The organism is Streptomyces sp. NBC_00358, assembly GCF_036099295.1.
GTDB lineage: Bacteria > Actinomycetota > Actinomycetes > Streptomycetales > Streptomycetaceae > Streptomyces.
The window spans coordinates 495,641-508,659 of the sequence record NZ_CP107976.1; the positions used below are offsets into that span (position 1 = coordinate 495,641).

Annotated in this window: 13 protein-coding genes, 1 rRNA gene and 1 pseudogene; 5 read left to right on the forward strand and 10 right to left on the reverse strand. The window is 69.2% G+C overall.

What is annotated here, in order from left to right; translation table 11 throughout:
- Window positions 1-31: 31 nt before the first annotated feature.
- Genes OHT01_RS01940 through OHT01_RS01950 form a run of 3 tightly spaced genes read right to left on the reverse strand, consistent with a single transcriptional unit; the run spans window position 32 to window position 3,206 of the window.
- Window positions 32-1,111 carry an alcohol dehydrogenase catalytic domain-containing protein gene (locus OHT01_RS01940; RefSeq protein ID WP_328551327.1) on the reverse strand — a complete coding sequence of 360 codons (1,080 nt, stop codon included), beginning with the start codon at window positions 1,109-1,111 and terminating at the stop codon, window positions 32-34.
- A complete protein-coding gene (locus tag OHT01_RS01945; protein ID WP_328551328.1) occupies window positions 1,108-1,587 on the reverse strand; it encodes a DUF4334 domain-containing protein in 480 nt (159 codons plus the stop codon). The genes OHT01_RS01940 and OHT01_RS01945 overlap by 4 nt, the downstream gene beginning before the upstream one ends.
- Entirely contained in the window at window positions 1,584-3,206 is a 1,623-nt protein-coding gene (locus OHT01_RS01950) for a succinic semialdehyde dehydrogenase (protein WP_328551329.1), read from the reverse strand. The genes OHT01_RS01945 and OHT01_RS01950 overlap by 4 nt, the downstream gene beginning before the upstream one ends.
- Before the next feature lie 297 nt (window positions 3,207-3,503).
- On the opposite strand from OHT01_RS01950, the gene OHT01_RS01955 reads away from it, so the two are divergent.
- Entirely contained in the window at window positions 3,504-4,685 is a 1,182-nt protein-coding gene (locus tag OHT01_RS01955; protein WP_443043350.1) for an oxygenase MpaB family protein, read from the forward strand.
- A 130-nt stretch (window positions 4,686-4,815) separates the two neighbouring features.
- Here the strand turns inward: OHT01_RS01955 and OHT01_RS01960 are convergent, their stop codons facing one another.
- The 5 genes and pseudogenes from OHT01_RS01960 to OHT01_RS01980 all read right to left on the reverse strand — a co-directional run bounded on the left by OHT01_RS01960 (window position 4,816) and on the right by OHT01_RS01980 (window position 9,339).
- Window positions 4,816-5,979 carry a TetR/AcrR family transcriptional regulator gene (locus OHT01_RS01960; protein WP_328557999.1) on the reverse strand — a complete coding sequence of 388 codons (1,164 nt, stop codon included), beginning with the start codon at window positions 5,977-5,979 and terminating at the stop codon, window positions 4,816-4,818.
- 352 nt (window positions 5,980-6,331) lie between these two features.
- Window positions 6,332-6,874 (reverse strand): hypothetical protein, encoded by a 543-nt coding sequence (locus OHT01_RS01965; protein WP_328551331.1) that lies wholly within the window; start codon window positions 6,872-6,874, stop codon window positions 6,332-6,334.
- 14 nt (window positions 6,875-6,888) lie between these two features.
- Window positions 6,889-7,083 (reverse strand): annotated as a pseudogene (locus OHT01_RS01970) (IS701 family transposase); the annotation flags it as partial.
- 115 nt (window positions 7,084-7,198) lie between these two features.
- A complete protein-coding gene (locus OHT01_RS01975) occupies window positions 7,199-8,188 on the reverse strand; it encodes an aldo/keto reductase (protein WP_328551332.1) in 990 nt (329 codons plus the stop codon).
- Window positions 8,189-8,823: 635 nt separating this feature from the next.
- A complete protein-coding gene (locus OHT01_RS01980) occupies window positions 8,824-9,339 on the reverse strand; it encodes a YceI family protein (protein WP_328551333.1) in 516 nt (171 codons plus the stop codon).
- Window positions 9,340-9,490: 151 nt separating this feature from the next.
- Between OHT01_RS01980 and OHT01_RS01985 the strand changes: the two genes are divergently transcribed.
- Window positions 9,491-10,006 carry a MarR family winged helix-turn-helix transcriptional regulator gene (locus tag OHT01_RS01985; RefSeq protein ID WP_328551334.1) on the forward strand — a complete coding sequence of 172 codons (516 nt, stop codon included), beginning with the start codon at window positions 9,491-9,493 and terminating at the stop codon, window positions 10,004-10,006.
- Window positions 10,007-10,241: 235 nt separating this feature from the next.
- On the opposite strand, the gene OHT01_RS01990 is transcribed toward OHT01_RS01985, so the two are convergent.
- The gene (locus OHT01_RS01990) at window positions 10,242-11,057 is read right to left on the reverse strand and encodes an endo alpha-1,4 polygalactosaminidase (protein ID WP_328551335.1); all 816 of its coding nucleotides are present in this window, start codon (window positions 11,055-11,057) and stop codon (window positions 10,242-10,244) included.
- A gap of 530 nt (window positions 11,058-11,587) precedes the next feature.
- Here OHT01_RS01990 and OHT01_RS01995 point away from each other — a divergent pair.
- From OHT01_RS01995 to OHT01_RS02005, 3 genes are all read left to right on the forward strand, one after another.
- Window positions 11,588-12,070, forward strand: coding sequence for a COG4315 family predicted lipoprotein (locus OHT01_RS01995; protein ID WP_328551336.1), 483 nt, complete (start codon window positions 11,588-11,590; stop codon window positions 12,068-12,070).
- A gap of 75 nt (window positions 12,071-12,145) precedes the next feature.
- On the forward strand, window positions 12,146-12,385 hold the full coding sequence (locus OHT01_RS02000; protein WP_328551337.1) for a hypothetical protein: 240 nt from the start codon (window positions 12,146-12,148) through the stop codon (window positions 12,383-12,385).
- Window positions 12,385-12,762 carry a toxin Doc gene (locus OHT01_RS02005; protein WP_328551338.1) on the forward strand — a complete coding sequence of 126 codons (378 nt, stop codon included), beginning with the start codon at window positions 12,385-12,387 and terminating at the stop codon, window positions 12,760-12,762. Before OHT01_RS02000 ends, OHT01_RS02005 begins: the two co-directional genes overlap by 1 nt.
- A 113-nt stretch (window positions 12,763-12,875) precedes the next feature.
- On the opposite strand, the gene rrf is transcribed toward OHT01_RS02005, so the two are convergent.
- Window positions 12,876-12,992 (reverse strand): 5S ribosomal RNA (gene rrf, locus OHT01_RS02010).
- Between the last annotated feature and the right edge of the window lie 27 nt (window positions 12,993-13,019).

Below are 13,019 nucleotides of genomic sequence, written 5' to 3' on the forward strand. Positions count from 1 at the left end.
GGGGCGGCGGGCAGAGGGGCGGAGCGTGCGGTCAGCACCGAGGCGACCGGGGTGGCCGAGGCGACCGCGGCAGGAGGACCGGCTTCAGCGTCAGACCGGCCTGCTGGTCGGCCACCGCCCGGTCGAAGTCGCCCAGGGCGTAGGTGGTCACCAGGCGGTCGAGGGGCAACAGACCGTCCCGGTAACGTCGGACCAGTTCGGGTATGAGAGCCGACGGTTCGGCATCGCCCTCGACACAGCCGCGCACCTGGAGCCCGCGCAGCATCAAGGACCGTACGTCGAGGGCCACTTCGGCGGGCCCGAGCCCGGCCAGTGCCAGCACACCGCCGGGCTGGAGCAGGGCGAGCGCGCGGGCGATCGACTCGGGCCGCCCCGTGGTGTCCAGGGCGTGCGTGACCGCGGGGACGGGTTCGTCCAACGAGGCGACGGCCGTGGCACCGCAGGAGGCGCAGAGGGCGCGCCGCGCCGCGACGGGCTCCGCCACGACGACTTCGACGCCTTCGGACAGGGCGGTCAGCGCCGCGGCGGCGCCCACGCCGCCGGCACCGACCACCAGCAGCCGGTCGCCCGGCCGGGGGCGCAGCACGTTGAGCACCGCGCCCGCCCCGGTCAGGAACCCGCACCCCAGTGGTGCGACGACCTCCGGTGGCGCGTCGCCGACCGGTACGCAGGATCCGGCCGGCGTCAACGCGGCCGTGGCGAAAGACGACTGGCCGAAGAACGCCCCGAAGACCGGCTCGCTGCCGACACGTATCGTCGGTGACCGGTCCAGCCTCCGTCCCGAACCGTTGAGCGCCTGCGACCAGGCGCAGTACGCCGGATGCCCGCCACGGCACTGACCGCATCCTCCGCACGACGCGAAGGAGATCACCACCCGGTCCCCGACCGCGAGATCGTCGACGGCCGAACCGAGGTGCTCGACGGTGCCGCAGCCCTCATGGCCGAGGACCGCCGGCCGCCGGCCGAGCCGGTCCCGGGTGACGAGGTCCGTGTGGCACACGCCGACCGCCTCGATCCGGACGATCACCTCGTCGGCCCGCGGGTCGTCCAGTTCGGCCTCGACGAGTTCGCTGGGCGCGGACCCGTGCGAGAGCAGCGCGGAGATCCTCATTCCCGCTCCAGGCCGAAGTAGAACCGGTGGCCGCCGGCGAGCACCCCGCCGGCCTTGCCGTTCATCACGCCCAAGAGGTGAGCGCCGTCCACCCGCTTGAAGTGGTCGAACACCGGCATGCCGTCGTACACCATCGTGGCGGTCACCTCGCCGCGGAACTCGATGTTCCACAGGCTGGCCCCGCCGCGGCCCGATGTGGTGTCGGAGTAGAGGCTGCCGTCCTCGGCCCGGCAGATCAGCGGTTTGGCGTCGTCCAGGGCGTCGAAGCGTTTGCCGTGCCACCGGCTCGCGGTCAGCATCCGTTCGACGGGATGGCCGGTCGGGAAGGCGAAACCCCGCCAGGAGCCGAGCAGTGACGCTGCGTCGACGGTGTCGAGGTCCGCCCACAGGGCGTCGAGTTCACGCGGGTCGATCGGCCCGGCCGCCGCGCGCAGGGCCCGCCACCGCTCGGCTGTGGGGGATGCGAGGTCGTTCACCGCACACGCATCCGGCGCAGCAGGGCCAGTTGGCCGTTGGTGCGGCGTACGAAGCCCTCCACCGACCCGTTCGGCGGCGGGCCGAGCGGGATGAGTCGCTGCGCGGCGACGGTCTGGCTCTCGGTGTACTTGAGGATGCCCTCGGCGCCGTGGCGGCGGCCGAGGCCGCTGTCGCGCATGCCGCCCATGCCGGCCTCGATGCTGCCGGCGGCGGCCGCGGCACCGTCGTTGATGTTGACCGATCCGCAGCGGATGAGCCCGGCCATCCGGTTCGCCGTGCGGGTGTCCCTCGACCAGATCGACGCCGACAGGCCGTAACTCCCCTGGTTGGCCAGGCTCACGGCCTCGTCGTCCGTGACGTAGCGGTAGAGGGAGACGACGGGGCCGAAGGTCTCGGCCTCGCAGACGTCCATCTCGTGGGTGACGCCTTCGAGGAGGGTGGGCTCGTGGAACAGCGGGCCGATGTCGGGCCTGGGCCGGCCGCCCGCGAGCACCTTCGCCCCCTTGGCCACGGCGTCGGCCACATGGGCCTCGACCGCCGCGAGCTGCGCCGGGGAGACCAGGGAGCCGAGGTCGGCCGCGTAGTCGTAGGACCGTCCGAGCCGCAACGCCTGTGTCGCCCGCACGAGTTCGTCACGGAAGGCGTCGTAGACCGCCTCGTGGACGTAGACGCGTTCGATGTGGATACACATCTGCCCTGTGTTCGCGAAGGCGGCGACGGCGGTGCCGGCCGCCGCCGCGGTGATGTCGGCGTCCGCGCGCACGATGAGCGGGTTCTTCCCGCCGAGTTCGAGGGAGCAGCCGACCAGCCGCCGGGCGGCGCGTTCGGCGACGGTGCGTCCGGTGGCCGTCGAGCCGGTGAAGCAGACGAAGTCGGCGGCGTCGATGACGGCGCCGCCCACCACTCCGCCGTCCCCGGTCACGATCCGCCACAGGTCGGCGGGCAGACCCGCCCGCGCCATCAGCTCCCGCGTCCACAGCAGGGTCAGCGCGGCCTGGGAGTCCGCCTTGGAGACGACGGCGTTGCCGGCCAGCAGCGCGGGAAGTACGTCCCCGACACCGAGGTAGAGGGGATAGTTCCACGGGGAGACGACACCGACCAGTCCCTTGGGCACCCGCACCTCCCTGACCTTCGTCAGGCCGGGCACCATGCCCCGAACCTGACGCGTGGCCAGGTACTTGGCGGCTCGGCGGGCGTAGTGCCGGGCGATCGCGGCGACCTGCGCCACCTCCTGCCAGGCGTGGAACCGCGCCTTGCCGGTCTCCCACTGGATCAGGTCGAGGACCTCGTCCTGCCGTCGCAGCAGCAGGTCGTGGAAGGCGAGCACGATCTCGCCCCGGCGCCCGATCGGCGTCCGTGCCCATGCGGGCTGGGCGTCCCGGGCCGTCGCGGCCGCGGCGACGACGTCCTGCGGGTCGCATACGGGCACGGGTGCGATCGGTGACAGGTCGTACGGCGCGAGGGCCGCGACGGTCGCGGCGGCACGCCGTTCCGAGCGGGTCTCGTCGTGGTGCACCCACGCACACCACCGCTCGATCAGCTCGTCGGTCACCCACGCGGGTCGCGGACTCGCCGTTCGGGGCGGAGGCGCTTCGATCTGGTCCTGCTCCGTACTCATGGCGCTCCTAGGGATGCCGGACGGGTGGAGGCGCGCCGGCTCCTGGCCGGTCCGCGGGGGCGAAACCGGGGGACCGGGAGCCGTACGACACGGTGCGAGAGCAGTGTTCTCTGAGGCGTGCAGAGGTCTTGCCGCCGCCGGATCGCGTCGTTATGTTAATCAGAAATCACATCGGTGGACAACCTTGTAGCCGCCCCAGCCTGGCCATTCCGGCCGCGACCGACCGCGACACAAGGGAACGTCCGACCTACCTCGAAAGTAGGTAAGTGAATGGGAAATCTCAGCAGAAGGCGTGCCATGACGCTCGGCGCCGCGCTCGGCCTCGTGGGCGTGACGAACGTGTCCCAGGCGTGGTCGTGGTCCTCCAGCGGCTCCCTCGCCGCCACCGACACGGTCACCGACCCCTTCTCGGTCTGGGACCCCGTGGCGGACGACGTGGCGAGCCGCCTCCTCGGCGACGGCTCGATACCGGCGGTCAACACGGCCTGGGAATCGTGGACGAACAACGCCGACTCCCTGCCGTCCGGCATGCCGGGCTACCTCACCAGCTACCTCACTCAGGTCAACAAGCTGCCGTCATGGGCCGATGCCGCCCTGCTCGCCGCGTCCGAGACGCTCTACACGCGTCTGAGCAGCTACCTGTTCGTGTCCGAGAGCCTCGGCAGCGGGGTCCTCAGCACCGTGATCCCGCGGGAAGCCAGAGCGGTCTACTGGTCCGCCGGCGGCGCCGACATGAAGGCCCGCGCGGCCAAGACCTTCACCTTCGGCTACGACCTGCACAACGGGAACGCCTGGAAGCCCGCGGGACACTTCCTGGTCACCGCCAACAAGACGCGTCTGGTGCACGCCGCCGTCCGCCTCCTGCTGCCGACCTCGACGCACTTCGCCGCGACCGCGGACCAGCCGAAGCCGATCAGCAACGGCGACATCCTGCGCACGTTCCACTCCGTGGCCACGGTCGCCCACAACAACATGAGGAAGTGGGGCATCCCGCTGTCGGCGACCGAGCAGGCCGCCGACCTGCACGCCTGGCAGGTGGCTCTTCATCTCCTCGGTGTGCAGGACCAGTTCATCCCCGCCAGCTGGTCCGACGCGCAGGCGCAGGCGACCCAGATGCTGTGGCCGGTCGTCGCCCCCACGGCCGAGGGCATCGACCTGGCCAGGACCCTGCTCGGGTATGTCGAGGAGCCCGTGGCCGGCCTGGACACCGGATTCGTCAGCGAGTTCACCCGCTATCTGATCGGCGACCAGTACGCCGACTGGCTCAGCCTGCCGCACGACCTGGTGTCCCGGGCCCTGATCCAGTCGGCCTGGCCCCTGTACGTCGCCTTCCGCGAAGGGCTGTCGCCGATCGTGCCCAACGGCTTCTCCCTGTTCGACCAGGCCCTGCGGGGCATCGCGATGCTCTTCCTGAACAACGGCACCTCACCCACGCAGACCCCGATCACCCTCCCCACCGCGAACCGGCCCGGCGCCTGAAGCGACGCTCCGGCTCGCCTGGCGCCCCGCGACCGTGCCGACCGGTCTCGGGGCGCTCCGGCTCCACACCACCGACGGCACCGTCGCCCGCCACCACCACCGCCCCGCCCCGCGACGGGCGTGACACGCCCTACGCGCCCAGGGCGGCCACGACCAGAGCCGTCACGGTCTCCCGGTGCTCGGGCGTGTCCTGCCAGCCCAGCCTGCGGCCGGCCTCGACCACGACGCCGAATCCGGCGTGCACCAGGACCCGGGCCTGGCGCGGATCCAACTCCGGCCGGGCCAGACGCAGTTGCTGCTCCCAGAGGTCGATGTGCTCACGTTGCGCGAGGATCAGGGGCTGGCGCACGTCGGACGGCAGCCCGGCGATCTCGGCTTCCGCGACACTGGTGAGCTCGGTGTGCTCGAAGCTGTAGGCCACGTACGTCGCCGCGAGCGAGAGCACGGCCTCGTGCGGGTCCGTGACCTCGTTGAGGCCTTGCTCGACAGCCTGTGACAGCAGCCCCGCCGCCTGCATGCACGCCGCCACCAGGATGTTCACCTTGGTGGGATAGTGGCGGTAGATCGCCGACGGGGCCAGCCCCACCGCCTCCGCGATCTGCCCGTTCGTGACCTTGACGAACCCGTCCCGGGCGAACAACGGGATGGCGGCCGCGAGAATCTCGGCGCGTCGCGTGCGCGGAACGGGCTGCACGGGCAGCTCCACACGGCTCGGGCCGCCGACCGGCCTCGCGGGATCGGTCGAGCACACCCGCAGGGCGGAGGCCAACAGCACCTCCTCGACCCGGCGTTGGGCGATGGAGACGTGATGCATCGTGATGGACCCGATCGCGCCGAGGGCGGCCACGGCGTGCAGGTCCGGGTCTGGCAGGGCGTATTCGCGCCGCACCGCCTCGGTCACCCGGCCGACGACGCGCGCGACCTTCACCCCGAGGAGCCGACGGTCCCCGCGCTCGAGATAGCGCGCCTCCCATCGGTACAGGCCACCCGACGCGCGATGGGCGACGGCGGCCCGGGTGGCGGCACCGAGCACCTCCGTAAGGCCCGCCGTGGGCGGCAACTCGTCGACCGCCGCCGCGAGTTGGTCCGCGATGACATGCGCGCACTCGGCGAACAGCGCGTACTTGTTGGGGAAGTGCCGGTACAGGGCCGCCGCGCTGATACCCACGTCGGCGGCGATCTCCTCCATGGAAGCAGCGTGATAGCCCCGCTTGCTGAAGACGCGGCCGGCGGCCTCGACGATGAGCTGTCTGCGGTTGCGCGGTCTGGTGGCCGCGATCGGATCCGTGTTCACCGGCAGGCGCACGTGCGCAGAGACAGGACCATGCACCGTAGTGAATCACAGGCCGATCCCGGCCCAGAACCCACCGCGGGACAGGCGGCGCCACGTACGCTCGGGCGACCGCGTGCCACCTCCGGATCCCCGGGGTCGATCACGGCTCCAGCCACAAGCCGGTCAGGAGACACTGCACCGGGGACCGGCGTTCGCCCCCTCATGGGCCGTTGAGCTCTTGCGGACAACCCATTCCATGAGCTTCGGGAGGCCCCGGGGGTCCACATCAACCTGCCTTCCGAGTGAGCACCATCATGGTCAGCCCTCCTCCGGTGAATTCAGCTCGCACCTGCGCCTCAGCCCGAGGGACGGACTACCGATGGCGCCGAACCTCTACCGGAGCGATGTCCCATGAACTGTGCGCGATCTCCCCTGGGTTGCAGAACGACGCCCAGCTCAAGACCGTATCGCCGGCGCGCTGCGCGCCCCGATCGAACGCGAAGTCGGACCAGCACAGGTCGCCTGTAGGGCCGTACCACCAACTCAAGTCCCGCTCCACGGCGCAGGCCTCCAGCTCCGCGTCCAGCTCTGACGGCACGCGGCCGATCAAGCGGATCCCCTCACACGTGACCTGGGGACCACGCAGCCCATCGACGAGCACGCAGGTCAAGCACACGCCTTCGACGAAGTAGCACTTCACCGCAGGTCGATGCTCGTCCGACTCGGCCCTGCGGAACTCGACTCGCCACTGCGCACGCTGCGGGTTCCAGCGCTCGATCTCGCACTCCTCGGCAGCAAAGCCATGCCCTGCCCTGATCGTGACCGCTTCATGTCGATCGGCCCCGAAGCTCAGCGGCCCAACCGTCTGACGGGGAACGTATCCCCATTGCTCCCGCTCCGAGTCCCCGAGCGCCACCCACCAATCCGTCTCCACCGTCTCATGATCATTCGCACAACGCAGCCGACACAATGGCAGCGGGCGATGTAGGAGGTGATCTCCTCGGACCTGCTGACACCGCGGCGGGCGAGAACCCGGTGGCGGCGGTCCTCACGACGCCAGGGCCTCGCTTCTTCAACGCGGGCCCAGTCCAAGAACCGCCGACCGTGGACTCCTCCGCCACCGGAACAGGGTTCGGGGCACGAACAAGACCCCGGCCAAGGCAGCCGGGCTTTCGCGGTACTGCCCGGATGCCGGTGCATCCTGGCAGCCGCGTGCCCTCCGTCTGGCCGCACACCCGGACTAACGGTTGACGGATCGCATCCCTGCCTCGTCGTACCGCTCACCCGCCGCCTCGGGCAGCTCCGCGTCGATGCGGGCCAGGTCTTCCTTGGTCAGCGTGATGTCGACCGCGGCGGCGTTCTGCTCTAGGTACGTACGGCGCTTGGTGCCGGGGATCGGTGCCAGGTGCTCGCCCTGGGCCAGTACCCAGGCGATGGCCAGCTGGGCCGGGAGTACGTCCTTCTCGGCGGCGATCTCCTTCACCTTCGCCGCCAGCCGCTGGTTCGCCTCCAGGTTGGCGTCCTGGAAGCGCGGGTTCTGGCGGCGCCAGTCGTTCGCGTCCAGATCGTCCGGCGAGGCGAACCGGCCGGCGAGGAATCCTCGGCCGAGCGGCGAGTACGGCACGAAGCCGATGCCCAGCTCACGGCAGGCGGGCAGCACCTCGGCCTCCACGTCCCGTGACCACAGCGAGTACTCGCTCTGCACCGCGGTGACCGGGTGGACGGCGTTGGCACGCCGGATGGTCTCGGCGCTCGCCTCGCTCAGGCCGATGGTGCGCACCTTGCCCTCGGCGACCAGTTCGCCGAGCGCGCCGACGGTCTCCTCGATGGGTACGTTCGGGTCGACCCGGTGCTGGTAATACAGGTCGATGTAGTCGGTCCCCAGACGCTGAAGGGAGCCTTCGACCGAGCTTCGGGCGTGCTCGGCCGAGCCGTCCTGCGGGCCGACCGTGCTGATGTCGCCGGGTACGGCGTCGTCCATCCGGTAGTTGAACTTCGTCGCGATCACGTATTCCTCGCGATGCCCCCGGATCGCCTCGCCGACGAGCGATTCGTTGGTGAGCGGCCCGTACATCTGCGCGGTGTCGAGAAAGTTCACCCCGAGGTCGAGGGCCTGCCGGATGGTCGCGATGCTCTCCTGCTGATCAGTGGATCCATAGAAGGCGGACATACCCATACAGCCAAGGCCGATGGACGATACTCGGAGGTCCCGCAGACTGCGATTCTGCATGGCGTGTCTCAGCCCTTTCCTGTCGCTCGAGCGCACGAAGCCCCTCATCCATCCAAACGGCGAATGGCCAAGGCGGCATCCCGTGAGAGACGGACAACGACACGGGCCTCGTGCGCCGTGGTCGTATCCGCGACGCTACGAGTTCGAGCACACTCCAACGCAAGTCGATCGATCAGCAGAGCATGAAAACCTCAGCGAACACCGCCGAGGACAGGCAGAGGCAGGCAGAGGCCAGGCAGAGCGTCGACATCGACGTCGACAAGAGGACCGAAGGTCGCAAGCGTCACACAGCCACGGACACGCGCCCTCCTGCGGATGTAACGCCCAAAAAAAAGAGGCCTGCTCCAACCTGCTCCTCGCCCGGGCCGGCGGCACCACGCTCGCCGTCCCGCCGCACGGAGTGTACGAACACGCCGCCCGGCGGTTGGCGGCTCCCGAGCCCTGGCGCTGGTCCCGCTGCGGAAGGCAGCCATGACGACGCCGCCGCGCGCTGACGACCAGCGCGCAGGCCGGACACCTGGGGTACACCGGCCCGGCCCCGGACTTCACGCTCGGCTCCGCTCGGACAGCCGGCGCATCGGCAGCGCGCGGGTGCCGCTCAGGTGTCCGGGTCAGGGGGCGGGCGCGTCGGCTCTTCAGACGGCCGCGCGGGCGAAAGTGAGCGTCGCGGTGACCGTCGTCAGGCCGCGGATCATCCCCAGCTGGTTCCAGACCATCCCGAACTGCTCCCGGTCCACGGTGAACTCCGTGGCCAGGCTGATCGCGTCGTCACTCGACGCGGTGACGTGGGCGGTGACGGTCTGCGGGCTGCTGGCACCCCGGACGGTCAGCTGGCCGACGATCTCGGCGGTCTCGTCCTGAGGCACCACTGCGCCGTTGACGGCGAAAGCGAAGGTCGGGTGGTTCTCGGCGTCGAAGAAGTCACTGCCGCGCAGGTGCTCGTCCCGCTTCGCGTTCTTCGTGTCCAACGACGTCGCGTCCACGGTCACAACACCGTGGGCGGTCCCGTCGGGCTTTATCTCACCCTCGCCCGTGACGCCACCGAAGGCGCCCTTCACCGTCACCAGGCCCCACATGGTCCGATGCGCGATGGCCACGGTGGAGCGGGCGGGATCCAGCTGCCACGGGCCGGTTTCGATGACGACGGTCATGGGAGTTCTCCAGAACAGTTGAGGAGGAAGGGAAACGGGGAGCCGTGTCCGCGATCCGAGAGCCGGGCACCCGGCCCAGTAGTCCAAATTTGGATGACTCCCGCACGCTAGCGGGTTATCCAAAAATGGACAACCGTTAGACTGTGACACCATGGCCGACTCACCCGCTCCCGCCGATCAGCCCGAACGCGAGCCGTCGGACGACGCCGGGCTCCTGCCCGCCGAACTCCGCTCCTGGATGCGGCTGTTGGCCGCAGCCGGCACGATCGAACAGCAGCTCCGCTCACGGGTGAAGGACGCGACCGGGATCTCCCACGACGAGTTCCTGCTGCTGTGCCTGCTCGCCGACCAGCCCGGCTCCAGCCTGCGGATGACACGGATCGCGGAACTGCTGGGCCGCCCCAAGACGCGGCTGACCTACCAGGTGGCCTGCCTGCAACATGCGGGACTGATCACCAAGAACTCCGCATGCGGCGACCGGCGCGGCGTCGAGGTGGCCCTCACCGACAAGGCCCGCACTCTGCTGAGCGAATCGTCCCGCCCCCTCGCCGACGCGGTCTCCGAAGCCATCGCACAAACAGCCTGCGCCCAGCGGTACACGCAGTTGCAGCATCTGCTGCCCACGAGCCAGGGCGCCGAGGAACGCACCACCGAGCAGGACAAGTAGCTGCGGGGAACCCAGCCCGGAGCCCGCCGGCACCGGGAACGGGACCGACTCCCACCAGTACGACGCCCTGCCGGAGGCAGGAACCGAAGCTCCGGCGGCGGTTGTGCGGGCGGGATCCCGCCCGACCGGTTCGGTTCGAAGAAGACGGCCGAGCGCGGAACCGTAGAAGCCATGCCGACCTGCGACGGCACCCCAGCCGCCGCAGGTCGGCACCCGACTCAAGTCGGCCCGCGGTCTAACAGGTCTTGCGCACGTAGCCGCTGCTGCCCGCAGGTTTGACGTCCACGTCACGCTGGACGATGCTCAGCGAGCCGCCCCACCCGCTGCAGGCCTTCGACCTGCCCGAGTTGGTGTACTCGATCACTATCACGTTGTTCCCGAAGGCACTGGTGTAGTCGCCGCACTCGTCGTACTGACCGCACTCCTCGGCCACGGCGAAGTCCAGACCGTTGGCGGTGTGGTTGCCGGCCAGCTCGGGAGTGTTCTTCTGGGCGATGGCCAGGCCGTCCGCGTGGGAACGGGCGGAGAGCAGCTTGATGAGCCCCTGCGCGTTGGCGGCCGTCAGGCGGTTCCCGGAACGGGTGTAGCTGTCGTAGTTGTCGGGCTCGATCGCCTGGAAGCCCTTGGCCTTGCAGCTGTCGATGAGACTTCCGATCTTGCCGGCGATCCGCTGCCGCTTGCCGTCGGTGCTGATGTCGAGGAAGGCCTCACCCCAGTCCTCGTCATAGACGACCTTGCCGGACGAGTCGCGCAGCAGCAGATCGGAGTCCCATTCGTTCTCGGCACCCGGCTGCGCCTGGAAGGCGTTGACGTAGCAGATGTTGTACAGGCCTGCCGCCGGGGAGGCGGCGTTGTCCCGGGTGACGACCTTCACCCCGGCCGGCGGGGTGTAGGCACCGCCGATCTGATAGTCGAAGCCGACGTGTGTGGGCGGCAGTGGCACGGCTGCGGCCTGCGCGGAGGTCGCCGGGGCGACCAGAGCGCCGACCAGCGCCGCCGCGCCGACGACGGTACCGATGAGTTTGCGGGAAGGAGGACTTAAACGGCTCATATGGATGAGCTCCCAGAAGGAAGAGGGCACGTCCCCGCCTCGGACGCGTACGAACGTCCTGGCGACTCGGGCCGGGCTCGCGGCACGAGGCCTGCATACCGGCTGGGCGTGTCTCTGAACACGGAGCACAGCTCCGGTGCTGTCCCGGAGTAAAGCGACCGCCCGCAAAGATGTCAACGCCGGAACTCCACACCGGCGAAATCCCGCCTTCCGCCGCTCACGGCAGCCCAACCACCACCTCGCCGATCACCGCCCGCCAAGCCCACCGTGTCACTGCACTCGGTGGCAAGCCGGCCGAGGCTGCCCCGCTCGAGATCAAGTTGGAGAGCATACGTCGCGTTACCGCCGCGAGCCTGAGGTGGTGACGGACGGTCCTGTGGCTGGGTTGCCAACTTTGGCGTGTAATGGGAAGTACGCGACGCGCGCCGATCTGGAACGGCCGCAAGACACTCCGAGGCAATCGCAGCCGGAGGATTCTCGTGAAGCACCACACCCGAGCATTCATCGCAGCCACTGGAACTGCGCTCTTCGTGTCCGCGGCCACCGTGGCGTACGCCGATGGCAGCAGCCACGATTCGGCTGCCGCCGTACAGACATCGCGATCGGCGGTGAGCGCCTCGTCCCCCGCGACGGTGTCCACCAAGTCCGGTCCGCTCGGCAAGATCCTCGTCAACAGCAAGGGGCACACCCTCTACCTCTTCAAGTCCGACAAGACCAACAAGTCCACCTGCTACGGGGACTGCGCCAAGGCTTGGCCACCACTGAAGGCGCACGGAAAGCCGACCGCCGGGGGTGGCGTCAACAGCAAGCTGCTGTCGACCATCACGCGCAGCGACGGCTCGAAGCAGGTCACGTACAAGGGGCACCCGCTCTACACGTTCATCGACGACACCAAGGCCGGGCAGACCAACGGACAGGGGCTCGACGCCTTCGGCGCCAAATGGTACGTGCTGGGCACCGACGGCAAGGCGATCACCAAGACCTCGTCATCGTCACAGACGGGCGGCTACTGACCAGCCGCCTGGTGCTGTCCGAACCATTCTCCCAAGGGGTCGCGCGAGACGGTACCGGATAGGTACCATGCCGGTATGCCATCACTGAATGTAACCTTCACCGACGCAGAGATGGAAGCCGTGCGCGCGTCCGCCGCGGCCGAGGGCAAGAGCCTTAAGCAGTACATGCACGACCTCGGCGTCCGCGAGATGCAGCGCAAGCAGTTCGTGACCGGCGCCGCCTCGTGGGCGGACAGGCTCCGCGAGGAGTTCGACGAGGCGTTCCCGGACGAGATTCCCCCGTCACAGCGCGGTGAGGGAGCCACTGCCGCCTGATGACCCTTTACATCGATGTGCCCTGGCTCCTGGACGTCCAGGACGTCGCCCTCGGCAATGACGACGTGACGGTCACCGACTATTCGGCCCTTGTCGCCGCCGTCGCACGCCACAAGACGCGCATGCCTACGCTCGCCACGTCCAACCCCGACACGGCATGGCGCGCGGCCGCGCTCCTGCACACCATCGTGCGCCTCGAACCGCTCCCCCACCGCAACAGTCTCTTCGCCGCCTTCATCACCGGCCAGTACATGGACCAGTCCGGAGAAGGAATCGACCCTCCCTACGGGGCTCTGCCCGACCTGATCAGAAAAGTCCGCGAGACCCGGTTGAGTATCTACGACATCGCCGGCGTCCTCCGCACGTGGCAGATCTGACAGGCCGGCCCACAAGGAAAGTCGTTGGCCCTTAACTGGTTCGCGAAAACACATCCTGAACGCAGAAAACCCCCGTGACCGGTTTCCCGGTACGGGGGTTTTCTTCAAAATTTGTTCGGCGGCGTCCTACTCTCCCACAGGGTCCCCCCTGCAGTACCATCGGCGCTGTGAGGCTTAGCTTCCGGGTTCGGAATGTAACCGGGCGTTTCCCTCACGCTATGACCACCGAAACACTATGAAACTGTCAACCGGAGCCG

Excerpts from the sequence above, each read along its gene's own strand:
- OHT01_RS01975 (WP_328551332.1), bottom strand. The coding sequence starts at position 8,188 with ATGCAGAATCGCAGTCTGCGGGACCTCCGAGTATCGTCCATCGGCCTT.
- OHT01_RS02000 (WP_328551337.1), top strand. The coding sequence starts at position 12,146 with ATGCCATCACTGAATGTAACCTTCACCGACGCAGAGATGGAAGCCGTG.
- OHT01_RS01940 (WP_328551327.1), bottom strand. The coding sequence starts at position 1,111 with ATGAGGATCTCCGCGCTGCTCTCGCACGGGTCCGCGCCCAGCGAACTC.
- OHT01_RS01980 (WP_328551333.1), bottom strand. The coding sequence starts at position 9,339 with ATGACCGTCGTCATCGAAACCGGCCCGTGGCAGCTGGATCCCGCCCGC.
- OHT01_RS02005 (WP_328551338.1), top strand. The coding sequence starts at position 12,385 with ATGACCCTTTACATCGATGTGCCCTGGCTCCTGGACGTCCAGGACGTC.
- OHT01_RS01990 (WP_328551335.1), bottom strand. The coding sequence starts at position 11,057 with ATGAGCCGTTTAAGTCCTCCTTCCCGCAAACTCATCGGTACCGTCGTC.
- OHT01_RS01955 (WP_443043350.1), top strand. The coding sequence starts at position 3,504 with ATGACGCTCGGCGCCGCGCTCGGCCTCGTGGGCGTGACGAACGTGTCC.
- OHT01_RS01985 (WP_328551334.1), top strand. The coding sequence starts at position 9,491 with ATGGCCGACTCACCCGCTCCCGCCGATCAGCCCGAACGCGAGCCGTCG.
- OHT01_RS01950 (WP_328551329.1), bottom strand. The coding sequence starts at position 3,206 with ATGAGTACGGAGCAGGACCAGATCGAAGCGCCTCCGCCCCGAACGGCG.